This window comes from Mizugakiibacter sediminis (assembly GCF_000953855.2).
In the GTDB taxonomy this organism is placed as follows: Bacteria; Pseudomonadota; Gammaproteobacteria; order Xanthomonadales; family Rhodanobacteraceae; genus Mizugakiibacter; species Mizugakiibacter sediminis.
Map to the genome: position 1 here is coordinate 47,634 of NZ_DF970270.1, position 20,513 is coordinate 68,146.

Genomic DNA, 20,513 nt, shown 5'->3' on the forward strand with positions numbered 1-20,513 from the left:
GGATTCAGTTGCGTACCGCGATGCGGTACTGGCTGATGGTGACCGCGCGGCCGTTGCCGGCCGCGGTGGCGACGCTCATCACTTCGAAGAACTTGGAAGCGCCGCCGCCGGCGGCGCCGCTGCCGATGCCGCGGTAGCCCGCCGCCTGCGCGCCGCCGCTGCCCTCGGAGAGCACGGTGCCGTCGGGCACCACGGCCAGCGCGGCGGTCGGATAGCCGTTGCAGCTGTTGCCGACGGGCGGCAGGCACAGCATCACGTCGGTCTTCCAGGTGTTCGGCGCGTACAGGTCCTCGCCCGCCTGCAGGCTGCCGTAGAGCAGCTCGGGATGGCCGTTGCTGTCGCGGGTGAGGCCGCGCTCGAACGCGTTCCAGGGCGCCTTGCTCGGGTCGAAATCGAAATTGTCGTCGGGAATGTCGCCGCTCCAGGACGCCGGCCAGCCGCGGTTGAAGATGTGCTCCTCGAAGATCGAGGTCGATCCGGACGTGGTCAGCGCGGTGCGCATCGTCTCCGATGTTTCGAAGGCGTGCTCGCTGCTGGCGACGTTGTTGACCATGCGCATTTCCAGCAGCGTGCCCTGCATCGCGATCACCGCGACCACGGACAGCACGACCAGGAACACCAGTCCCACGAACAGGGCGACGCCTCGTTGGCGACGCGCGGTGGTCACGTTGCTGCTCATCACTTGTTCCTGATGCGGTTGCGGATCTGCACGGTCTGCACGAAGGCCGTGCGCACGAACTTGCCGGCGGTGAAGCTGCCGCGCGAATACGGCGTGAAGCCGACGCACTTGCTGGTGTCGACGCTGGTCGGCGTGACCGAGTAGGTGCAGGCGTTGGCGTCGCCGGTCGCGAGATCGGGCGTCAGCGCGAACGTGCCCGAGTAGCCGACGCCCTGATCCGGCGTCTGCCCCACCGCCACCAGGCCGAGCTTGACCGCGATCACCTGCGGCCACAGGTTGCCGGAGGTCACCGCCGCGGCGGACAGGTAGCGCACCGGCACGATCTGGTTGGGGTTGGCGGGATCCATCACCCCGTACTCGACCTTCAGCTGCTCGATGCCCTCGACCACCGGCTCGGCGACGAGACCGGAGCTGCCGAGGCGCAGACGCATCAGCGTGGGCACCGGCTCCGCGGCGTCGCCGTCGTCGGCGGTGCCGCAGATGCCGTCGGCGCCGGCATCGCTGCAAGGCTGCAGGTAGTACATCTCGACGTGGTAGGGATAGACGTAGCGGCCGATCGCGCTGGCCGCGGGCGTCGTCGGCACGGTCTCGCCGTTCTTGAACATCGCCGCCTGCTGGCCGACCGCGGATACCACGAACGCCGCGACGGGCGTCGCCGCGATGGTGGAGGCCGCCGCCGGGTTGATGCCGTCGGGGCCGGAATAGCGCACCACCACCACGTCGGAGCCCTTGATGTAGTTGCTGTTGGGCACGCAACCGGCCAGCGGGAAGGAGCTGCCGCCGACGTAGCCGTAGATCTCGTTGGTGACGTCGCGCACCCAGCTCGAATCGCAGCCGCTGCGGCTGCTGAAGGTGGCGGTGTTCGCCTGGCTGGTGAACGTCACGTTGCCGGCGCGGTTGCCGCCCCAGAAGCCCGCCTCGCGCAGCGAGTAGCCGATGGCGCCGCTGGCGAAGCGCATGTTCTGCTGCGTGTAGTTGCCGCTCTCCTGCAGGTGGAAGGCCTTGCGGTTGGCGAGCAGGACGTTGATCAGGCCGGCCACGACGATCAGGCCGAGCACCATCGCGACCATCAGCTCGATCAGCGAAAAGCCGCGCTGGCGCGGCGCGCGGCGGATGCGGGATTGACGGCTCACGGCGCGCACCTCACGGCAGGTAGTCGAAACTGTAGGTGTCGCTGGCGTTGGTGCCGGTCGCGCTCTGGCCGGACCAGGTCACCGTGACCGTGTAGGCGCCGGTGACGCTGGACGGCCCCGCGATCGTGCCGCCGGCGCCGGCGGACTCCGTCTGCAGCCGCTGCAGCCACGAGTACACGTCGTTCGCCGCCACCTGGTCGGGCGTGCAGTTGCTGGCGCAGCTGACCAGCGCCGTGGGCGGCGTCGCGGCGGCGGTCACGTAGGCGCCGTGGCTGACGCCGACCGGATTGGCGCGCATGGCGTCGGCGATGCTGCGCGCCTGCATGATCGCGTGCGTGCGCGAGCCCGCCTCCTTGCCGAACTGCGCGCCCTTGATCTGCATCAGCGCCAGCCCGAGCAGGCCGAGGCTGAAGACGACGATCGCGACCATGACCTCGAGCAGGGACACGCCCCGCGCGGCGCGCGCCGAACCGAAATGCATCATCGACGGGACCCCCGATGGTCTTCCCCGCCTTCAGCATAGTCGGCGCCCGGGCGCCGGCCAGCGCCGGACGGATCGCCGGCGCGATTTCCCCGACGAGCGGCATGCGTCCGGCCGCGCCGTGTGACGCGGTTCACGCGCCCCGCGAAACGCGCGAGGCCCGGCAGGGCCGGGCCTCGCGCGGGCGCCCGTCCGATGGCCGGAGCGGAGCGCGGGATCTGGTGCCGGAAAAGGGATTCGAACCCCCGACCTACGCATTACGAATGCGCCGCTCTACCAGCTGAGCTATTCCGGCTGAAGAACGCGAAATTCTAGAAGGCGGCGCCGCGCCGCGCAAGCCGATCAGCCGGCCAGCCGCAGCTCCTTCGGCAGGGCGAAGGTGACGTCCTCGCTCTCGCCGTACAGCTCGCGCACGCCGGTCGCGCCCCACTCGCGCAGACGCGCCAGCACCTGCTTGACCAGCTGCTCGGGCGCGGAGGCGCCGGCGGTCAGGCCGATGCTGGTGACGCCCTCCAGCCATTCGCGGCGGATGCAGTCGGGGCCGTCGATCAGATAGGCCGGCACGCCCTGCTTCTCCGCCAGTTCGCGCAGGCGGTTGGAATTGGAGCTGTTGCGCGAGCCCACCACCAGCACCAGGCCGACCTGGCTGGCGAGCTGGCGCACGGCGTTCTGGCGGTTCTGCGTGGCGTAGCAGATGTCGTCCTTGCGCGGGCCCTCGATGCCGGGGAAGCGCGCGCGCAGCGCCTCGATGATCGCCTTGGTATCGTCCACCGACAGCGTGGTCTGGGTGACGTAGGCCAGCGCATCCGCGCGCCGCGGCGCCAGCCCGGCGACGTCGGCCACGGTCTCGACCAGATGGATGGCGCCTTCGTTCGAAGCGTCCCACTGCCCCATCGTGCCCTCGACCTCGGGATGGCCGGCGTGACCGATCAGCACCACGTCGCGGCCGGCGCGGCCGAGCCTTGCCACCTCCATGTGCACCTTGGTGACCAGCGGGCAGGTGGCGTCGAACACCTTGAGGCCGCGCCGCGCAGCTTCCTCGCGCACGGCCTGCGAGACGCCGTGGGCGCTGAAGATCACGGTGGCGCCGTCCGGCACCTCGTGCAGCTCGTCGACGAACACCGCGCCGCGTGCGCGCAGGCCGTCGACCACGTAGCGGTTGTGCACCACCTCGTGGCGCACGTAGATCGGCGCGCCGTAGGATTCCAGCGCGCGCTCGACGATGGCGATGGCGCGGTCGACGCCGGCGCAGAAACCGCGGGGATTGGCGAGCAGGACTTCCATCGGCGCCTCGAGGAACACAAGCGATCCGGATCATGCCCCCGCAAAGCGGCCATGGTCGCGACCGCGCTTGCGGGTCTGCGCCATGCGCCGCGGCCACGGTCGCTGCTGCAGGGCGGTACGCCGCGGATCCGGCGACGGGGCATTATCGCCCAGCCTGCGTCGCTTTCCCACCGAACAGGCCGAACGCGATCAGCAGCACCGCGCCGACGCTGATCGCCGAATCGGCCACGTTGAACGCCGGAAACGCCCACTGCCGCCAGTAGACCTGGACGAAATCGACCACGTGGCCGAGGCGCAGCCGGTCGATCAGGTTGCCGAGCGCGCCGCCCACCACCAGCGCCAGCGGCAGCGCGGTGCGCCAGTCGCGCCGACCGGTGCGCGCCAGCCACACCGCCAGCACCCCGCTGACCAGCACCGCCAGCGCCACGAAAAACCAGCGCTGCCAGCCGGCGGCGTCGGCGAGGAAGCTGAAGGCCGCGCCGGTGTTGAACGCCAGCGTCCAGTTCAGCAGCCCGGGGATCACCGCGTGCGGCATGTACGGCTCCAGCGCGGCCAGCACCCACTGCTTGGTCGCCTGGTCGAGCGCGATCACCGCGGCGGACAGCCACAGCCAGGACAGCGCGTTGGGTTTGGAGGTCGGGGTCATGCGCGTCTCAGAAGTAGCGGCGATCCTCGCCGGCGCCGACGACGTTCTCGACGCAGCGGCCGCACAGTTCCGGATGGTCCGCGTGCGCGCCGACGTCGGCGCGATGGTGCCAGCAGCGCACGCACTTCGCGGCGCCGCTGGCGGCGGCGGTCACCCACGCCTCGCCGTCCGCCAGCGCCACGCGCGCGGCGTCGGCGGGCCTGGTCGCGGCATCGGCCAGCGCCAAACCTGAAGTGATGAAGAAAAAGCGCAGCTCGTCGCCGACCTCCGCATAGCGCGCGCGCAGCGCGGCATCGGCGTGGACGACGACCTCGGCTTCCAGCGACGCGCCCAGCGTGCCGGCCTTGCGCATCTCCTCCAGCACCTTCGAGGCGCCCTCGCGCAACGCCAGCAGGTCGGCCCAGAAACGGCGCTGCTCGGGCGTGCCCTGCGTCGCCTGCAGGCCGGCGTACCAGGTCTCGAACAGCACCGACTCGCCGCGCGCGCCCGGCATGTGCCGCCAGATCTCCTCGCTGGTGAACGCCAGGATCGGCGCCAGCCAGCGCACCATCGCCTCGAGGATGCGGTACATCGCGCTCTGCGCGCTGCGCCGGCCGCGGCTGTCGGTCGGCATGGTGTAGAGGCGGTCCTTGGTGATGTCGAGGTACAGCGCGCCCATCTCGTTGGTGCAGAAGTTCTGCACGCGCTGCACGATCTCCGGGAAGTCGTAGCGCTCGTAGGCGGCGACGATCGCCTGCTGCGCGTCGTGGGCCTGCTGCACCGCCCACTGGTCCAGCAGCAGGCACTGGTCCACCGGCAGCAGGTGGCGCCCGGGATCGAAGCCGTCGAGGTTGCCGAGCAGGAAGCGCGCGGTGTTGCGGATGCGCCGGTAACTGTCGGCGACGCGCTTCAGGATCTCGTCGGACACCGACATCTCGTTGCGGTAGTCGGTCGCGGCCACCCACAGGCGCAGGATGTCGGCGCCGAGCGTGTCCATCACCTTCTGCGGCGCGACCACGTTGCCGACCGACTTCGACATCTTGCGGCCCTGCGCGTCCACGGTGAAGCCGTGGGTGAGCACGTGGTCGTACGGCGCGCGGCCGTGCATCGCCGACGAGGTCAGCAGCGAGGACTGGAACCAGCCGCGGTGCTGGTCGGAGCCTTCGAGGTACATCACCTTGTATTCGGCCGCGCCGTTCGCCTGCAGCTCGGGCCGCGCGCCGATCACGCAGGCGTGGGTGACGCCGGAGTCGAACCAGACGTCGAGCACGTCCTCGACCTTCTCGTAGCGCTCGGCCTCCGCGCCCAGCAGCTCGCGCGCGTCCAGCTCGTACCAGGCGTCGATGCCGCCCTGCTCCACCCGCCGCGCGACCTGCTCCAGCAGCTCGACGGTGCGCGGATGCGGCTCGCCGCCGGCGCGCTCGACGAACAGCGCGATCGGCACGCCCCAGGTGCGCTGGCGCGAGATGCACCAGTCCGGACGGCCCTCGATCATGCCGGCGATGCGCTCCTCGCCCCACGCCGGCACCCAGCGCACGCGCTCGATCGCGTCCAGCGCGGTCGCGCGCAGGCCGGCCTGCTCCATGCCGATGAACCACTGCGGGGTGGCGCGGAACGCCACCGGCGTCTTGTGCCGCCAGCAGTGCGGGTAGCTGTGCGTCAGCTTCGCCGCCGCCAGCAACACGCCGCGCTCGCGCAGCAGCTCGACGATGGCGTCGTCGGCCTTCCAGATGTGCTGGCCGGCGAACCGTTCGGTGCCGGGCAGGTACACGCCGCGTCCGTCGACGGGGTTCAGCACGCCGAGGCCATAGCGCTGGCCGACCGCGTAGTCCTCCTGGCCGTGGCCCGGCGCGGTGTGCACGGCGCCGGTGCCGGCGTCGGCGGTGACGTGCTCGCCGAGGATCAGCGGCACTTCGCGCGCATGGAACGGATGGCGCAGCCGCACATGTTCCAGCGTCGCGCCGTGCGCGCGGCCGAGCACCCGCACCGCGTCGACGCCGTAGCGCTTCAGCGCGGCCGCCGCCAGCGGCTCGGCCAGCACCAGCAGCACGCGACGGCCCGCGCGTTGCGGGCCCTCGACCAGCACGTACTCGAAATGGCCGTGTACCGCGACCGCGAGGTTGGCCGGCAGCGTCCACGGCGTGGTGGTCCAGATCGGCACGGCGACGATGGCGTCGCCGGCGTCCACGCCGAACTTGGCGGCCAGCACACGCGGATCGACCGCGTCGAAAGCCACGTCGATCGCCGGCGAGGTCTTGTCCTGGTATTCGATCTCCGCCTCGGCCAGCGCCGAGCCGCAGTCGAAGCACCAGTGCACCGGCTTGAAGCCGCGCGTGACGTGGCCGTTGGCGTAGATCTTCGCCAGCGCGCGCAGCATGTTCGCCTCGTAGGCGAAGTCCATGGTGCGGTAGGGGTTTTCCCAGTCGCCGAGCACGCCGAGGCGCTTGAAGTCGGCGCGCTGCAGGTCGATCTGCTGCGCGGCGTACTCGCGGCACTTCTGCCGGAACGTGCGCGCGTCCACGCTCTGGCCGTGGCCGACCTTGCCGAACTGCTTCTCGACGGCGATCTCGATCGGCAGACCGTGGCAGTCCCAACCCGGCACGTAGGGCGCGCGGTAGCCGGCCAGCAGCTTCGAGCGCACCACCATGTCCTTGAGGATCTTGTTGACCGCGTGGCCGATGTGGATCGCGCCGTTGGCGTACGGCGGGCCGTCGTGCAGGACGAACACCTTGTCGCGCGCGGCGGTGCGCTGCTGGATCTGCGCGTAGCGTCCGGCCCGCTCCCATTCCGCCAGCCAGCCGGGCTCGCGCTTGGGCAGGTCGCCGCGCATGGGGAAATCGGTGGCGGGCAGGTTGATGGTGTGCTTGTAGTCGATGCTCACGTTCGGGCTCCGGCGGCCGCGCGCGCGCCGCCCAGCAGGCGGCGCGCCTCGGCGGCGTCGCGATCCATCTGGCGCTTGAGCGCGTCCAGGTCGGGGAACTTCGCCTCCTCGCGCAGCTTGGCGACGAACTCCACCTCGATGCGGCGGCCATAGAGGTCGCCGTCGTAATCGAACAGGTGCGCCTCGAGCAGCGGCTCGCGGCCGTCCACCGTCGGGCGCACGCCGAGGCTGGCCACGCCCGGCCACGGGGCGTCGCCGATGCCGCGCACGCGCACCGCGAAGATGCCGCCGACCGGCGCGACGCGCCGGCCGAGGCGCAGGTTGGCGGTGGGATAGCCGAGCTTGCGGCCGAGCCGTTCGCCGCGCACCACGCGCCCGCCGATCGCGAACGGCCGGCCCAGCAGGCGCGCCGCCGACGCGAATTCGCCCGCGGCCAGCAGCGCGCGGATGCGCGAGGCGGACACGCGCTCGCCGTCGGCCGACACCGGCGGCAGCGCGTGCGCCTCGAAGCCGAGCGCGCCGCCGAGGCGCTGCAGCATGGCCAGATCGCCGCCGCGCCGGTGACCGAAGCGGAAATCCTCGCCCACCCAGATCTCGCGCGCGCCCAGCCGCGCGGCCAGCACCTCGCGCACGAAGGTCTCCGCGGGCATCGCCGCCAGGGCGGCGTCGAAGCGCAGCAGCAGCGTCGCCTCGATGCCGGCCTCGGCGAAGCCGAGCAGCTTCTCGCGCAGCGAGGACAGGCGCGGCAGCGGCTCGCCGCGCGCGAAGAACTGCCGCGGCAGCGGCTCGAAGCTGACCGTCACGGGAACCAGCGAGCGCGCCGCGGCGCGCTCGCGCACGCGCGCGAGCAGCGCGCGGTGGCCGCGATGCAGCCCGTCGAACGCGCCCACGGCGACGACGCTGCCGCCGGGGGCCAGGCACGGCCCCGCGACATCCCGGAAAACCTTCACCATGCCGCGAGTATAGCGGTTGCGCTGCGGTGCATCATGGCCGCGGCGCGCTTCAGTGCGCGCGCAGGTCGCGCAGACGGAAACCGGCGGCGAACAGCGCGCCGACATAGACCGCGCCGCCCGCGGCCACCAGCGCCGCCAGCCGCCACGCGCGCGTCGCCACCCGCACCTCCGTCCATTGCGCCCACGGCCAGAGCCAGAGCCCCGCGGCCAGCACCGCGACCATGGCCGCGCAGGCGAGCCCCAGGCGCAGCCAGTGCCGCGTCCAGCCGGGCTGGCGCCGGTACACCCCGGCGCGCTCGAGGTAGTGCCACAACTGCAGGAAATTGAGCCAGCTCGACAGCGAGCTCGCGAACGCCAGCCCGACGTGCAGCCCCGGCTGCCGGGCGACGCCCGCCAGCCACGGCAGGCGCTTCAGTTCGGGCGGCGCCCACAGCACGAACAGCAACGCGATCAGCGCGAAGTTGAACAGCATGTTGGCGACCAAGGCGACCACGCCCGCACGCACCGGCGTCTTCGTGTCCTGCCGGGCGTAGAACGCCGGCAGCAGCGTGCGCACCAGCGCGATCGCCGGCACGCCCAGGCCCAGCGCGAGGATCGCCAGCGCCGTCATCCGCGTATCGAAGGCCGTGTATTCGCCGTTCTGGAAGAACGTCGCCACGATCGGCTGCGCCAGCAGCATCAGCGCGAACATCGCCGGCATCGCGATCAGCAGGGTGACGCGCAGCGCCCAGTCCAGCGCGCCGGAGAAGCCGGCGCGGTCGGTGGCGACGTGGTGCCGCGCCAGCGAAGGCAGGATCACGGTGCCGAGCGCGACGCCGAACACGCCCAGCGGCAGCTCGAGGAAACGCGTGGCCTGGTACAGCCAGGTCTGCGAGCCGGTGACGAGGTAGGTGACCAGGATCGTGTCCAGCAGCAGGTTGAGCTGGGCGATCGAGGAGCCGAACAGGGTCGGCACCATCAGCCGCAGGATGCGGCGCACGCCGGGATGGTTCCAGCCCCAGCGCGGCAGCGCGAGCAGGTCGAGCCCGCGCACGGCCGGCAGCAGGAACAGCAACTGCAGGACGCCGGCGACCAGCACCGCCCAGCCCATCGACAGGATCGGCACCTGCAGGCGCGGCGCCAGCCACAGCGCGCCGGCGATCATGCACAGGTTGAGGATCACCGGCGCCAGCGCCGGCAGGGCGAAACGATGGAAGCTGTTGAGCACGCCGCCGGCCAGCGCCGTCAGCGAGACGAACAGCAGGAACGGAAACGTCAGCCGCAGCAGCTCGATGGTCAGGTCGAACTTGTGCGGCTCGTCCAGCGCGCCGGGCGCGAACAGCGACGCCACCTGCGGCGCGAAGAGCAGGCCGAGCGCCGTGACCACCAGCAGCACCCCGCCGAGGGTGCCGGCGACGCGCGCGGTCAGTTCCTTCAGCTCGGCGTGGTCGCGGGTTTCCTTGACCTCGGTGAACACCGGCACGAAGGCGGTGCTGAAGGAACCTTCCGCGAACAGCCGGCGCATGAAGTTGGGGATGCGGAACGCCACCACGAAGGCGTCGGTCGCGGCGTTGGCGCCGAAGACGTGGCTCATCGCCACGTCGCGCGCCAGACCCAGCACGCGCGAGAGCATGGTCATCGAACTGAACGACAACAGCCCGCGCAGCAGGCTGGGCCGGCTCATGCCCGCCCCCGGGGCGCACCCCCCAAGTAGTTGACCCTGTGGCGATTCTTCCGCATACTTAGCGCCTTTTTCCGACACCGGCGTTTGGAGTTTTCCCTTGGCTAACATCAAGTCCGCGAAGAAGCGCGCGAGGCAGGCGGAAGTGCGCCGCATGCGCAATGCCAGCCAGCGTTCGATGCTGCGCTCGGCGATCAAGAAGGTCGTGAAGGCCCTGGAGGCGAAGGACAAGGCCGCCGCCGAGGCCGCCTACAAGGCCGCCGAACCGGTGCTGGACCGCTACGCCAGCCGCGGCCTGATCCACAAGAACAAGGCCTCGCGCCACAAGAGCCGCCTGACCGCGCACATCCGCGCGCTGGGCTGAGCCCGACCGCGGCGCGAACGCAAAAAGGCCGGCGCGAGCCGGCTTTTTTGTTGCCTCGACCTCCCGCGCGCGGACCGGCATCAGGCCGCCCCGCCGCGCGCCGCGGCCTCGGCGGCCGCTTCGGCCGCCGCGGTCTTCAGCGCGTCGAAGAACGCCTGCACGCGCAGGCAGACCTCCCAGGTGCCCTCGCGCGCGATCGCCGAGACGACGAACCAGGGCGCGGTCCAGCCCAGCCGCTCGACGATCCCGCGCGCCATCGCCTCGCGCTCCTGGGGCGCCAGCAGGTCGGCCTTGTTCAGCACCAACCAGCGCGGGCGCGCCAGCAGCGCCGGGTCGAACTTCGCCAGCTCGCGCTCGATCGCGCGCACCTGCCCGACCGGATCGCCGCCGTCCAGCGGCGCCATGTCGACCAGGTGCAGCAGCAGGCGCGTGCGCGAGACGTGCTTGAGGAACTGCACGCCCAGGCCGGCGCCTTCGGCCGCGCCCTCGATCAGGCCGGGGATGTCGGCGATCACGAAGCTCTTGTCGGCCTCGACGCGCACCACGCCGAGGTTGGGATGCAGCGTGGTGAACGGGTAGTCGGCGACGCGCGGTGTCGCCGCGGACACCGCGCGGATGAAGGTGGACTTGCCGGCATTGGGAAAGCCGAGCAGGCCGACGTCGGCCAGCAGCTTCAGCTCCAGCTTCAGCTCGCGCACCTCGCCGGGCGTGCCCGGCGTGGCGCGGCGCGGCGCGCGGTTGACCGAGCTCTTGAAGTGGACGTTGCCGCGGCCGCCGTGGCCGCCCTGCGCCACCCGCAGGCGCTGACCGTGCGCGGTCAGGTCGCCGATGGTCTCGTCGGTGTCGAGGCTGATCACCACCGTGCCGACCGGCACGCGGATCACGCAGTCCTCGCCGCCCTTGCCGGACATCTGCCGGCCCATGCCGTTCTGCCCGCGCTCGGCGCGGAACACGCGCTGGTGGCGGAAGTCGATCAGGGTGTTGAGGTTCTCGTCGGCTTCCAGCCAGACGCTGCCGCCCGCCCCGCCGTCGCCGCCGTCGGGGCCGCCGAACGGGATGAACTTCTCGCGGCGGAAGCTGACGCAGCCGTTGCCGCCGTCGCCGGCACAGACCTTGATGTTGGCTTCGTCGACGAATTTCATGGGCGGCAGGATATAGGCGGGACTCGGGACTCGGGACTCGGGACTCGGGACTCGGGACTCGGGAAAAGCGTAACAACCTGGCGTCATTCCGGCGCAAGCCGAAATGACGGTACGGAAGCCGCGCGAAGAGAACCTGCCGAAACGAAGAGCCCCGCGCATGGCGGGGCTCTGTCGCAAACGTGGCGGACGGGCTCAGCCCGCTTTGACGTTCACGGTGCGGCGGCTCTGCGGGCCCTTGGTGGTGAACTCCACCGTGCCGTCGACCAGCGCGAACAGCGTGTAGTCGCGGCCGCAGCCGACGCCGACGCCCGGATGGAACCGGGTGCCGCGCTGACGCACGATGATGTTGCCGGCCTCGACCTTCTGGCCGCCGTAGATCTTGATGCCCAGGTACTTCGGGTTGGAATCGCGGCCGTTACGCGTGGAGCCGCCAGCTTTTTTGTGTGCCATGGCTACTTACCTCCGGCCCGCGCTCAGGCGCTGATGCCCGTGATCTCGATTTCGGTGTAGTGCTGCCGGTGGCCCATCTGCTTGCGATGGTGCTTGCGGCGGCGGAACTTGACGATGCGGACCTTGTCCGCGCGGCCGTGCGCGCGCACCTTGGCGCTCACCGTGGCGCCGGCGACCAGCGGCGTGCCGACCTTGACCGACTCGCCCTCGCCGACCATGAGGACCTGGTCGAACTGGACGGTGCTGTCCACTTCGGCGGGCAGCAGCTCGACGCGCAGGACTTCGCCCTGCATCACGCGGTACTGCTTGCCGCCGGTCTTGATGACTGCGTACATGGCGGATGACCCTTCTGTAGTTCTTCTGGATGGTGTTGCGAACGCGCGAGTATAGCGGGGGGCCGGGCCGCAGGTCAAACCGCGCCCGCGTCGCCCCCCCGAGCCCGCCGCAGGGCGGAACCGCGCAGCGGTTTCCGCCGGGGCCGGCACCGGGCGCGGACGGCGGAAGCGCCGCTGCGCGGCGCTTCCGCCCTGCGCCGGCTGCGACCGGCGGCCGTCTCCGGGGGTGAGATCGGGCGGTTGTTATAGTAGCGGACCCGCCCCCATCTCCCCGCGTCATGGACACCATCCGCATCCGCGGCGCCCGCACCCACAACCTCAAGAACGTCGACCTCGACCTGCCCCGCGACCGGCTGATCGTGATCACCGGCCTGTCCGGCTCGGGCAAGTCCTCGCTGGCGTTCGACACCATCTACGCCGAGGGCCAGCGCCGCTACGTCGAGTCGCTGTCGGCGTACGCGCGGCAGTTCCTGTCGATGATGGAAAAGCCGGACGTCGACCACATCGAGGGCCTGTCGCCGGCGATCTCGATCGAGCAGAAGTCCACCTCGCACAATCCGCGCTCGACGGTCGGCACCATCACCGAGGTCTACGACTACCTGCGCCTGCTGTACGCGCGCGTCGGCACGCCGCGCTGCCCCGACCACGGCATCCCGCTGGAGGCGCAGACGGTCAGCCAGATGGTCGACGCCGCGCTGGCGCTGGACGCGGACAGGCGCTGGATGCTGCTGGCGCCGGTGGTGCGCGAGCGCAAGGGCGAGCACGTGCAGGTGTTCGAGCAGCTGCGCGCGCAGGGTTACGTGCGCGCGCGCGTCGACGGCACGGTGTACGACCTCGACGCGGTGCCGACGCTGGCGCTGCGCCAGAAGCACACCATCGAGGCGGTGATCGACCGTTTCCGCCCGCGCCCGGAGCTGAAGCAGCGCCTGGCCGAGTCCTTCGAGACGGCGCTCAGGCTGGGCGAAGGCCTGGCGATCGTCGCCGACATGGACGACGCCAAGGCGCCCGAGCAGCTCTACTCCTCGCGCTACTCCTGCCCGGTCTGCGACTACTCGCTGCCGGAGCTGGAACCGCGCCTGTTCTCGTTCAACTCGCCGGTCGGCGCCTGCCCCGCCTGCGACGGCCTCGGCGTCACCCAGGTGTTCGACGCCAAGCGCGTGGTCGCCCACCCCGAGCTGTCGCTGGCCGCCGGCGCGGTGCGCGGCTGGGACCGCCGCAACGCGCACTATTTCCAGCTGCTCCTGTCGCTGGCGAAGCACTACGGCTTCGACGTCGACACGCCCTGGCAGGCGCTGCCGGCGAAGGTGCAGCGCGCCGTGCTGCACGGCTCCGGCGACGAGGTGATCGCCTTCCGCTACCTCACCGAGCGCGGCGGCAAGGTCACCCGCGAGCACCGCTTCGAGGGCATCCTGCCCAATCTCGAGCGCCGCTACCGCGAAACCGAATCGGCGGCGGTGCGCGAGGAACTGGCCAAGTACATCGCCGAGCAGCCCTGCCCCGACTGCGGCGGCCAGCGCCTCAACCGCTCCGCGCGCCACGTGTTCGTCGCCGAGCACACGCTGCCGCAGCTCGCGTCGCTGTCGATCGATCGCGCGCTCGGCTTCTTCGACGCGCTGAAGCTCGCCGGCTGGCGCGGCGAGATCGCGGCGAAGATCGTCAAGGAGATCCGCGAGCGCCTGCGCTTCCTGGTCGACGTCGGCCTCGACTATCTCACCCTCGACCGCCAGGCCGACTCGCTGTCCGGCGGCGAGGCGCAGCGCATCCGCCTGGCCAGCCAGATCGGCGCCGGCCTGGTCGGCGTGATGTACGTGCTGGACGAACCTTCGATCGGCCTGCACCAGCGCGACAACGAGCGTCTGCTCGGCACGCTCACGCGCCTGCGCGACCTCGGCAACACGGTGATCGTGGTCGAGCACGACGAGGACGCCATCCGCGCCGCCGACCACATCGTCGACATCGGCCCCGGCGCCGGCGTGCACGGCGGCGAGGTGGTCGCGCAGGGCGGCGTCGCCGACATCGTCGCCGCGCCGCGCTCGCTGACCGGCGACTACCTGGCCGGCCGCCGCGTCATCGAGGTGCCGAAACAGCGCCGCGTCGCCGACCCGGAACGCATGCTGCGGCTGAAGGGCGCCTGCGGCAACAACCTGCAGCACGTCGACCTGGAGATCCCGGCCGGCCTGTTCACCTGCGTCACCGGCGTGTCCGGCTCGGGCAAGTCGACGCTGATCAACGACACCCTGTTCCGCCACGCCGCCGCCGAACTGAACGGCGCCGGCGAGCAGCCGGCGCCGTTCGAATCGATCGAGGGACTGGGGCTGTTCGACAAGGTGGTCGACATCGACCAATCGCCGATCGGCCGCACGCCGCGTTCCAACCCGGCCACCTACACCGGTCTGTTCACGCCGCTGCGCGAGCTGTTCGCGCAGGTGCCGGAAGCGCGTGCGCGCGGCTACCAGGCCGGGCGCTTCAGCTTCAACGTGCGCGGCGGCCGCTGCGAAGCCTGCGAGGGCGACGGCCTGATCAAGGTAGAGATGCACTTCCTGCCCGACGTCTACGTGCCTTGCGACGTCTGCCACGGCAAGCGCTACAACCGCGAGACGCTGGAGATCACCTACAAGGGCCACACCATCGCCGACGTGCTCGACATGACCGTCGAGGACGCGCTGAAGCTGTTCGAGAACGTGCCGATGCTGGCGCGCAAGCTGGAGACGCTGATCGACGTCGGCCTCGGCTACATCAAGCTGGGCCAGAGCGCGACCACGCTGTCCGGCGGCGAGGCGCAGCGCGTCAAGCTGTCGAAGGAGCTGTCGCGGCGCGACACCGGCAGCACGCTGTACATCCTCGACGAACCGACCACCGGCCTGCATTTCCACGACATCGAGCAGCTGCTGCGCGTGCTGCATCGCCTGGTCGAGCACGGCAACACGGTGGTGGTGATCGAGCACAACCTCGACGTGATCAAGACCGCCGACTGGATCGTCGATCTCGGCCCCGAAGGCGGCGCCGGCGGCGGCCGCATCATCGCCACCGGCACGCCGGAGGAGATCGCCGCGGCCGGGCATTCCTACACCGGCCGTTTCCTCGCCCGCGTGCTCGACATGGCGCCGGCGCAGCCGCAGAAACGGAAGAAGCGCGCATGACCCCGAGGAAAGGCCGCAAGCACGCCGGCGAAGCCGCCACCGACACCGCGTCCGCCGCAGCGCCGGCGCCGAAGCTGCTGATCGCCGCGCCGATCGCCGTGCGCTGGCGCGACCTCGACGCCTTCAACCACGTCAACAACTCGACCTATCTCACCTATCTCGAGGAAGCGCGCCTGCAATGGCTGCGGCAGGTGCCCGGCCCCTGGTTCGACGCGCACGCGATGCCGCTGCAGGCGGCGGCCGAGGTGAACTACCGCCGGCCGATCGAATGGCCGGCGCAGATCGTGGTGCAGCTCTACTGCGAGCGCCTCGGCAACAGCTCGCTCACCCTCGCCCACCGCATCGTCGACGCCACGGATGCGGATCGGCTGTACTGCGACGGCCGCGTGGTGATGGTCTGGGCCGACCCGGAAAACGGCCGGCCGGTCACGCTGCCGCAAGCGATCCGCGCCGCCTGCGGCTGAACCGGCGCGCATCGGGTTGCCGATCACGTGGCGCGCCGCGGCGTCGAGGTCGCGCCGGCGCGCCGCGATCAGCGCACCGCGAACTCGACCGGCGTGGCCGCGCCGTCGGTCTGCATCAGCCGGATCGTGACCCGGTCGCCCGCATGCAGCGCGCGCTTCGGCTGCATCAGCATCAGGTGCATGCCGCCCGGGGCGAACACGACGCGCTGGCCGGGCGCCACGCTGACGCGTTCCAGCGGACGCATGCGCGCGACGCCGTGTTCCTCGACCGTGCGGTGCATCGACACCTCGCCGAAGGCATCGCTGTCCGCGGCGGCGAGCACCACCGGCGCGTCGCCGGCGTTGCCGAGCACCATGTAGCCGGCCAGCATCATCGCGCCCGGCGGCGCGGCGCGGATCCACGCATCCTCGACGGTCAGGCGGCCGGCGGCGTGGACCTCCGTGCCGGCCATCAGCGACAACGCGACGGCGAGGCCGCGCAGCAGGGCAACGTTCATGGGCATCCTCCAGGCGCGGCTATGATAGCCCGCGTCCCCTGACAGGAGGTTGTCGCGACATGACCCGCTCCCTGCTCGCCGCATCGCTCGCCGCGCTGATCGCCGCGCCCGCCGTCGCCGCCGACGGCCCCGCCCTCACCGTCTACCGCAGCGACAGCCCCGCGCTGTACGCCGGCGGCGAAGGCGCCAGCGGTGACGGCTACGCGCTGGTGCACGAACGCCGCACGCTGCAGCTCGACGGCGGCGTGCAGACGCTGACGCTCGCCGGACTGCCCGCCACGCTCGATCCCGAAGCGGTCGACCTCGACGCCGGCCGCGGCGTGCGCGTCCTGATGCAGCGCCTGCTGCTGCCGCGCGGCCAGGGCGGCGCGCTGCTGGCGCGGCAGATCGGCCATCCGGTCAGCGTGCTGAACGCCGACGGCAAGCCGCTGGCCGAAGGCGAGCTGCTGGATGCCGGCGACGGCCTCAGCGTGCGCACCGCCGACGGCCGCGTGCTGGTGCTGCGCGACTACGCCGCGGTGGCGCTGAGCGGCGCCGACGCCGGCACGCGCGGTGCGACGCTGGCGCTGACCGTCGACAGCGCGCGCAAGGGCGCGACCGACGCCGCGCTCACCTATCCGGCGGGCGGCCTCGGCTGGCGCGCGGCGTACACGGCGACGCTGCAGGAGGGCGCCGCCTGCCGCATCGACTTCGATGCGCGCGCCAGCATCGCCAACCGCAGCGGCCGCGACTACCGCGACGCGGCGCTCAAGCTGATCGCCGGCGAACCGAACTTCGCCAAGAGCGGCGGCCCGCGTCCGGTGATGATGAAGGCGATGGCGGCGCCGGCCGCCGAGGCCGACGGCTACCTGCCGCAGCAGGCCGCGCTGGGCGACTACCGCAGCTACACCCTGCCGCAGCGCGTCGACCTGCCCGACGCCAGCGTCAGCCAGGTGCCGCTGTACGCCGCGCGCACGCTGGAATGCCGGCGCGCCTGGGTGTTCGACCCGACTCCGCACGCGTGGAACCCGCCGGTGCCGCAGCTGCAGCCGGACATGGGGCCGCCGCGCGTCGAGGACCGCATCGCCAGCACGCTGCGCTTCGACGCCTTCGACGCGCTGCCGGCCGGCTACCTGCGCGTGCTGACGCTCGATCGCGACGGCCATCCCGCCCTGCTCGGCGAGGCGCGCATCGACGACACGCCGAAGGGCAGGCCGGTGGACGCGACGCTGGGCAGCGCCTTCGACCTGCGCGGCGAGCGCGAGCGCACCGCCTTCCACGTCGACCGCGCCGCGCGGCGCATGGACGAGGCCTTCCGCGTCACGCTGAGCAACGCCGGCGACACGGCGCGCACGGTGACGGTGCGCGAGCACCCCGCGCGCTGGCGCGCATGGGCACTCGCCTCGTCGTCGCTGAAGCCGAGCCGGCAGACGCCCGACCTGCTCGAGTTCGCCGTGCCGGTGCCCGCGCACGGCAGCGCCACGCTCGACTACGCGCTGCGCTACGCCTGGACCGCCGATCAGGACGCGGAGTGAACCATGCTGCAGACCATCGAACACGAAGGCGGCATCCGCGAGCTGCGCCTGGCGCGACCGCCGGTCAACGCGCTCAACCCCGCGCTGCTGGCGGCGCTGCGCCGCGCCGTCGAGGCTGCCCCCGGCGAGGGCGCGAGCGCGCTGCTGCTGTCGGGCGCGCCCGGGATGTTCTCCGCCGGCCTCGACGTGCCCGAACTGCTGACGCTGGACCGCGAGCGCTTCGCGGCGTTCTGGCGCGACTTCTACGGCGCCTGCACGGCGCTGGCACGCTCGCCGATTCCGGTCGCCGCCGCCGTCACCGGCCACAGCCCGGCCGGCGGCGCGGTGCTGGCGCTGATGTGCGACTGGCGGGTGATGGCGCACGGCCCGTTCAAGATCGGCCTGAACGAGGTGCAGGTCGGCCTGACCGTGCCGGACTGCATCCAGGCGGCGCTGCGCCGCCTGCTCGGTTCGCACCGCGCCGAACGGCTGCTGGTGGCGGGCGCGATGCTGGACGCCGAGCAGGCGCGCGCGATCGGCTTCGTCGACGAACTGGCCGACGTCGACCACGTGGTCACGCACGCGCTGGCCTGGCTGCGCGAACTGCTGGCGCTGCCGCGCAAGGCCATGCTGGAGACGCGGGCGAAGGCGCGCGCCGATCTCGCCGCGATGTTCGATCCGGCGGCGCTGCGCGTCGAAGAGTTCCTCGAGGTCTGGTTCGAGCCGGAAGCGCAAGCCGTGCTGCACGCGCTGGTCGCGCGGCTCAAAGAGAAAAAATAGTGCGGCTCGGCGAGGAGCGCGCGCCCGGCAAGCCCCCGCGCGTTTCCCGCCACTATTGCCCCGCTTCCGCCTTCTCCACCGGCCGCGACGGGTCGCTGACCCAGCCGCTCCACGACGGCGCGAACAGGCGCGAGCCGCTCAGACCGGCGTGCTCCATCGCCAGCAGGTTGTGGCAGGCGGTGACGCCGGAGCCGCACATGTGCACGACGTCCGTCGGCTTGCGCGCGCCGAGCAGCGCGGCGAACTCGTGGCGCAGCGTCTGCGCGCGCTTGAAGCGGCCGCTGTCGTCGAGGTTGTCGGCGAACGGGCGGTTGCGCGCACCGGGCACGTGGCCGGCGACCGGATCGATCGGCTCGATCTCGCCGCGGTAGCGCGGCGCGGCGCGCGCGTCCAGCAGCAGCAGCGAAGGGTCGCGCCCGGCGCGCGCGGCGACGTCGAAACCGGCGAGCTGCGTCTCGTCGTAGTGCGCCTCGACGCGCGTCGGCGTGCGCGCCGGCACGCCCGCTTCCAGCGGCAGGCCGGCCGCGATCCACGCCTGCATGCCGCCGTCCAGCACGGCGGCGCGCGCGGCGCCGACGAGACGCAGCATCCACCACAGCCGCGCCGCGGCCAGCGCGCCGCCGGCGGCGTCGTAGGCCACCACCTGCAGCGCCGGCGTCCAGCCCCAGCGCGACAGCAGCGCGGAGAACGCCGCCGCGTCGGGCAGCGGATGGCGGCCGAGGCCGCGCTTGGACAGGTCGGACAGCTCGCGATCGAGGTGCGCGTAGACCGCGCCCGGCACGTGCGCCTCGGCGTGCTGGCGCTGGGCGGCGTCGGCATCGGCGAGATCGAAGCGGCAGTCGACGATCAGCACCTCGGCGGGCGGCAGCGCCGCCAGCTCGGGCGCGGCGATCAACGTCGCGTAGGTCGTCATGGCGTCCCCATCCTGCGCAGCAGGTTGACCAGGATGCCCGCGGTCACGCCCCAGATGACATGGCCGCCGTGGCGGAACTCGTAGACCTCGCGCGGCCGGCCGCGGTAATCCATGCGCCGCGTGTGCAGGTTGGCCGGATCGAGGAAGAAGGTCAGCGGCACCTCGAACACTTCGGCGACCTCGCCCGGATGCGGGCGCAGCGGCGTTCCCCGCGCGACCCGCGCCACCACCGGCGTCACGCAGAAGCCGCTGACCGTCTCGAAGCAGTCGAGGTAGCCGAGCGGGCGCACCGCGTCGCGCGCCAGCCCGATCTCCTCCTCGCTCTCGCGCAGCGCCGCCTCCACGGCGCCGGCGTCCGCCGCCTCGATGCGGCCGCCGGGAAACGCCACCTGGCCGGCGTGATGGCGCAGATGCTCGGTGCGGCGCGTGAACAGCAGCGCCGGTTCGGCGCCGTCGAACACCGGCACCAGCACCGCCGCCGGCGTGCGCGGCGCCTCGCCGAGCAGATCGGCCAGTTCGGCGTGGTTCCAGCCGGGCGGCGACGGCGGCGCGTCGAGCGGATGCAGCGCGCGCAGCAGCGGCGGGTTCATCGGCGCTCCTGCCGCAGCGGCAGCACGTCGCGCATCAGGCGCAGGCGCTCGGCGTCGCCGAGCTCGCGCCAGCGGGCGATTTCGTCCGGCGTGCGGCGACAGCCGACGCACAGGCCGTCGGCCCCCAGCCGGCACACGCCGACGCACGGCGTGAGCGAAGCGGCGGCGGGAGTTTCGGCGGGCATGACGATCGCGGGTTGGGAAAGCCGGACAAGGTTGCTAGATTAGCCCAAAGGCCGCGCCGCGGTCGGGGACCGCACTTCATGTTCGCACTCGCCACGCGGCTGGTCAGCGACTACGGCAAGGTGCTGGCGCGCGTGCATCCGGACGTCTACGGCCTGCCGGAATCGCTGCTGCCGCATCCCAAGGCGCGCATCCGCGACGCCATCCGCTTGCTGCTCGAACAGCTGCCGGCGGACCAGCCGGAGCTGCGCGAAGGGCTGGTGCGCGGCTACGTCTACCTCGCGCAGTTCGTGCCCGACGAGGAAGCGGCGATCATCGCCCAGGGCCAGGCGGCGCTGTCCGGCGGCGGCAACGACGAGTCCGCCGCCGAGCCGGCCACGCGGCTGATCAACCGCATCAAGCTCGACATGGAGCGCGCGCTGGAGGAGGTGCGGCAGGTGGGGCCGGGCTGACGTCGGCCCGTGTC

At 71.9% G+C, this 20,513-nt stretch carries 19 protein-coding genes, 1 tRNA gene and 1 pseudogene; 6 read left to right on the top strand and 15 right to left on the bottom strand.

The window, feature by feature from the left end:
- Positions 1–4: 4 nt before the first annotated feature.
- The 9 genes from MBSD_RS14175 to murJ all read right to left on the bottom strand — a co-directional run bounded on the left by MBSD_RS14175 (position 5) and on the right by murJ (position 9,684).
- A complete protein-coding gene (locus MBSD_RS14175) occupies positions 5–679 on the bottom strand; it encodes a PilX N-terminal domain-containing pilus assembly protein (RefSeq protein WP_062537943.1) in 675 nt (224 codons plus the stop codon).
- The gene (locus tag MBSD_RS14180) at positions 679–1,812 is read right to left on the bottom strand and encodes a PilW family protein (protein ID WP_187300708.1); all 1,134 of its coding nucleotides are present in this window, start codon (positions 1,810–1,812) and stop codon (positions 679–681) included. Before MBSD_RS14180 ends, MBSD_RS14175 begins: the two co-directional genes overlap by 1 nt.
- Positions 1,813–1,822: 10 nt before the next feature.
- On the bottom strand, positions 1,823–2,296 hold the full coding sequence (pilV, locus tag MBSD_RS14185; protein ID WP_062537945.1) for a type IV pilus modification protein PilV: 474 nt from the start codon (positions 2,294–2,296) through the stop codon (positions 1,823–1,825).
- 216 nt (positions 2,297–2,512) lie between these two features.
- Positions 2,513–2,588 (bottom strand) — tRNA-Thr (locus tag MBSD_RS14190).
- Positions 2,589–2,635: 47 nt separating this feature from the next.
- Positions 2,636–3,577, bottom strand: a complete 942-nt coding sequence (ispH, locus tag MBSD_RS14195; protein WP_062537967.1) for a 4-hydroxy-3-methylbut-2-enyl diphosphate reductase — start codon at positions 3,575–3,577, stop codon at positions 2,636–2,638.
- Positions 3,578–3,719: 142 nt separating this feature from the next.
- Positions 3,720–4,223 carry a signal peptidase II gene (gene lspA / locus MBSD_RS14200; RefSeq protein WP_062537946.1) on the bottom strand — a complete coding sequence of 168 codons (504 nt, stop codon included), beginning with the start codon at positions 4,221–4,223 and terminating at the stop codon, positions 3,720–3,722.
- Between the two features lie 7 nt (positions 4,224–4,230).
- Positions 4,231–7,083: an isoleucine--tRNA ligase gene (gene ileS / locus MBSD_RS14205; protein WP_062537947.1), complete on the bottom strand. Its 2,853-nt coding sequence runs from the start codon at positions 7,081–7,083 to the stop codon at positions 4,231–4,233.
- A complete protein-coding gene (locus tag MBSD_RS14210; protein WP_062537948.1) occupies positions 7,080–8,036 on the bottom strand; it encodes a bifunctional riboflavin kinase/FAD synthetase in 957 nt (318 codons plus the stop codon). Before MBSD_RS14210 ends, ileS begins: the two co-directional genes overlap by 4 nt.
- A 49-nt stretch (positions 8,037–8,085) precedes the next feature.
- Positions 8,086–9,684, bottom strand: a complete 1,599-nt coding sequence (gene murJ, locus MBSD_RS14215; protein ID WP_187300717.1) for a murein biosynthesis integral membrane protein MurJ — start codon at positions 9,682–9,684, stop codon at positions 8,086–8,088.
- Between the two features lie 112 nt (positions 9,685–9,796).
- Between murJ and rpsT the strand changes: the two genes are divergently transcribed.
- Positions 9,797–10,060: a 30S ribosomal protein S20 gene (rpsT, locus tag MBSD_RS14220; protein ID WP_062537950.1), complete on the top strand. Its 264-nt coding sequence runs from the start codon at positions 9,797–9,799 to the stop codon at positions 10,058–10,060.
- Between the two features lie 80 nt (positions 10,061–10,140).
- On the opposite strand, the gene cgtA is transcribed toward rpsT, so the two are convergent.
- The 3 genes from cgtA to rplU form a co-directional block, all read right to left on the bottom strand.
- Positions 10,141–11,202, bottom strand: a complete 1,062-nt coding sequence (gene cgtA, locus MBSD_RS14225) for an Obg family GTPase CgtA (protein ID WP_062537951.1) — start codon at positions 11,200–11,202, stop codon at positions 10,141–10,143.
- A 192-nt stretch (positions 11,203–11,394) separates the two neighbouring features.
- The gene (gene rpmA, locus MBSD_RS14230) at positions 11,395–11,652 is read right to left on the bottom strand and encodes a 50S ribosomal protein L27 (protein ID WP_062537952.1); all 258 of its coding nucleotides are present in this window, start codon (positions 11,650–11,652) and stop codon (positions 11,395–11,397) included.
- Positions 11,653–11,675: 23 nt separating this feature from the next.
- Positions 11,676–11,987 (bottom strand): 50S ribosomal protein L21, encoded by a 312-nt coding sequence (rplU, locus tag MBSD_RS14235; RefSeq protein WP_062537953.1) that lies wholly within the window; start codon positions 11,985–11,987, stop codon positions 11,676–11,678.
- A 278-nt stretch (positions 11,988–12,265) separates the two neighbouring features.
- Between rplU and uvrA the strand changes: the two genes are divergently transcribed.
- Together uvrA and MBSD_RS14245 are read left to right on the top strand one after the other, a co-directional pair.
- The gene (gene uvrA / locus MBSD_RS14240) at positions 12,266–15,127 is read left to right on the top strand and encodes an excinuclease ABC subunit UvrA (protein WP_062537954.1); all 2,862 of its coding nucleotides are present in this window, start codon (positions 12,266–12,268) and stop codon (positions 15,125–15,127) included.
- On the top strand, positions 15,124–15,591 hold the full coding sequence (locus MBSD_RS14245) for an acyl-CoA thioesterase (protein WP_062537955.1): 468 nt from the start codon (positions 15,124–15,126) through the stop codon (positions 15,589–15,591). Before uvrA ends, MBSD_RS14245 begins: the two co-directional genes overlap by 4 nt.
- 68 nt (positions 15,592–15,659) lie before the next feature.
- Here the strand turns inward: MBSD_RS14245 and MBSD_RS14250 are convergent, their stop codons facing one another.
- Positions 15,660–16,088: a copper chaperone PCu(A)C gene (locus tag MBSD_RS14250; RefSeq protein WP_187300713.1), complete on the bottom strand. Its 429-nt coding sequence runs from the start codon at positions 16,086–16,088 to the stop codon at positions 15,660–15,662.
- A 59-nt stretch (positions 16,089–16,147) separates the two neighbouring features.
- Here MBSD_RS14250 and MBSD_RS14255 point away from each other — a divergent pair, with 59 nt between their 5' ends.
- Positions 16,148–17,602 (top strand): DUF4139 domain-containing protein, encoded by a 1,455-nt coding sequence (locus tag MBSD_RS14255; protein ID WP_062537956.1) that lies wholly within the window; start codon positions 16,148–16,150, stop codon positions 17,600–17,602.
- A gap of 3 nt (positions 17,603–17,605) precedes the next feature.
- The gene (locus tag MBSD_RS14260) at positions 17,606–18,361 is read left to right on the top strand and encodes an enoyl-CoA hydratase/isomerase family protein (RefSeq protein WP_062537957.1); all 756 of its coding nucleotides are present in this window, start codon (positions 17,606–17,608) and stop codon (positions 18,359–18,361) included.
- Positions 18,362–18,413: 52 nt separating this feature from the next.
- On the opposite strand, the gene MBSD_RS14265 is transcribed toward MBSD_RS14260, so the two are convergent.
- Positions 18,414–19,274 carry a sulfurtransferase gene (locus tag MBSD_RS14265; RefSeq protein ID WP_062537958.1) on the bottom strand — a complete coding sequence of 287 codons (861 nt, stop codon included), beginning with the start codon at positions 19,272–19,274 and terminating at the stop codon, positions 18,414–18,416.
- Positions 19,271–20,049: pseudogene (locus tag MBSD_RS14270) on the bottom strand (CoA pyrophosphatase). Before MBSD_RS14270 ends, MBSD_RS14265 begins: the two are co-directional and overlap by 4 nt.
- A 78-nt stretch (positions 20,050–20,127) precedes the next feature.
- Here MBSD_RS14270 and MBSD_RS14275 point away from each other — a divergent pair.
- Complete coding sequence (locus MBSD_RS14275) at positions 20,128–20,499, top strand: hypothetical protein (RefSeq protein WP_062537961.1); 372 nt, start codon at positions 20,128–20,130, stop codon at positions 20,497–20,499.
- Positions 20,500–20,513 lie beyond the last annotated feature (14 nt).

Excerpts from the sequence above, each read along its gene's own strand:
- lspA (WP_062537946.1), bottom strand. The coding sequence starts at position 4,223 with ATGACCCCGACCTCCAAACCCAACGCGCTGTCCTGGCTGTGGCTGTCC.
- rpmA (WP_062537952.1), bottom strand. The coding sequence starts at position 11,652 with ATGGCACACAAAAAAGCTGGCGGCTCCACGCGTAACGGCCGCGATTCC.
- rplU (WP_062537953.1), bottom strand. The coding sequence starts at position 11,987 with ATGTACGCAGTCATCAAGACCGGCGGCAAGCAGTACCGCGTGATGCAG.
- MBSD_RS14245 (WP_062537955.1), top strand. The coding sequence starts at position 15,124 with ATGACCCCGAGGAAAGGCCGCAAGCACGCCGGCGAAGCCGCCACCGAC.
- pilV (WP_062537945.1), bottom strand. The coding sequence starts at position 2,296 with ATGATGCATTTCGGTTCGGCGCGCGCCGCGCGGGGCGTGTCCCTGCTC.
- cgtA (WP_062537951.1), bottom strand. The coding sequence starts at position 11,202 with ATGAAATTCGTCGACGAAGCCAACATCAAGGTCTGTGCCGGCGACGGC.
- MBSD_RS14260 (WP_062537957.1), top strand. The coding sequence starts at position 17,606 with ATGCTGCAGACCATCGAACACGAAGGCGGCATCCGCGAGCTGCGCCTG.
- MBSD_RS14265 (WP_062537958.1), bottom strand. The coding sequence starts at position 19,274 with ATGACGACCTACGCGACGTTGATCGCCGCGCCCGAGCTGGCGGCGCTG.
- uvrA (WP_062537954.1), top strand. The coding sequence starts at position 12,266 with ATGGACACCATCCGCATCCGCGGCGCCCGCACCCACAACCTCAAGAAC.
- MBSD_RS14210 (WP_062537948.1), bottom strand. The coding sequence starts at position 8,036 with ATGGTGAAGGTTTTCCGGGATGTCGCGGGGCCGTGCCTGGCCCCCGGC.
- ispH (WP_062537967.1), bottom strand. The coding sequence starts at position 3,577 with ATGGAAGTCCTGCTCGCCAATCCCCGCGGTTTCTGCGCCGGCGTCGAC.
- MBSD_RS14250 (WP_187300713.1), bottom strand. The coding sequence starts at position 16,088 with ATGAACGTTGCCCTGCTGCGCGGCCTCGCCGTCGCGTTGTCGCTGATG.
- MBSD_RS14255 (WP_062537956.1), top strand. The coding sequence starts at position 16,148 with ATGACCCGCTCCCTGCTCGCCGCATCGCTCGCCGCGCTGATCGCCGCG.
- MBSD_RS14275 (WP_062537961.1), top strand. The coding sequence starts at position 20,128 with ATGTTCGCACTCGCCACGCGGCTGGTCAGCGACTACGGCAAGGTGCTG.
- MBSD_RS14175 (WP_062537943.1), bottom strand. The coding sequence starts at position 679 with ATGAGCAGCAACGTGACCACCGCGCGTCGCCAACGAGGCGTCGCCCTG.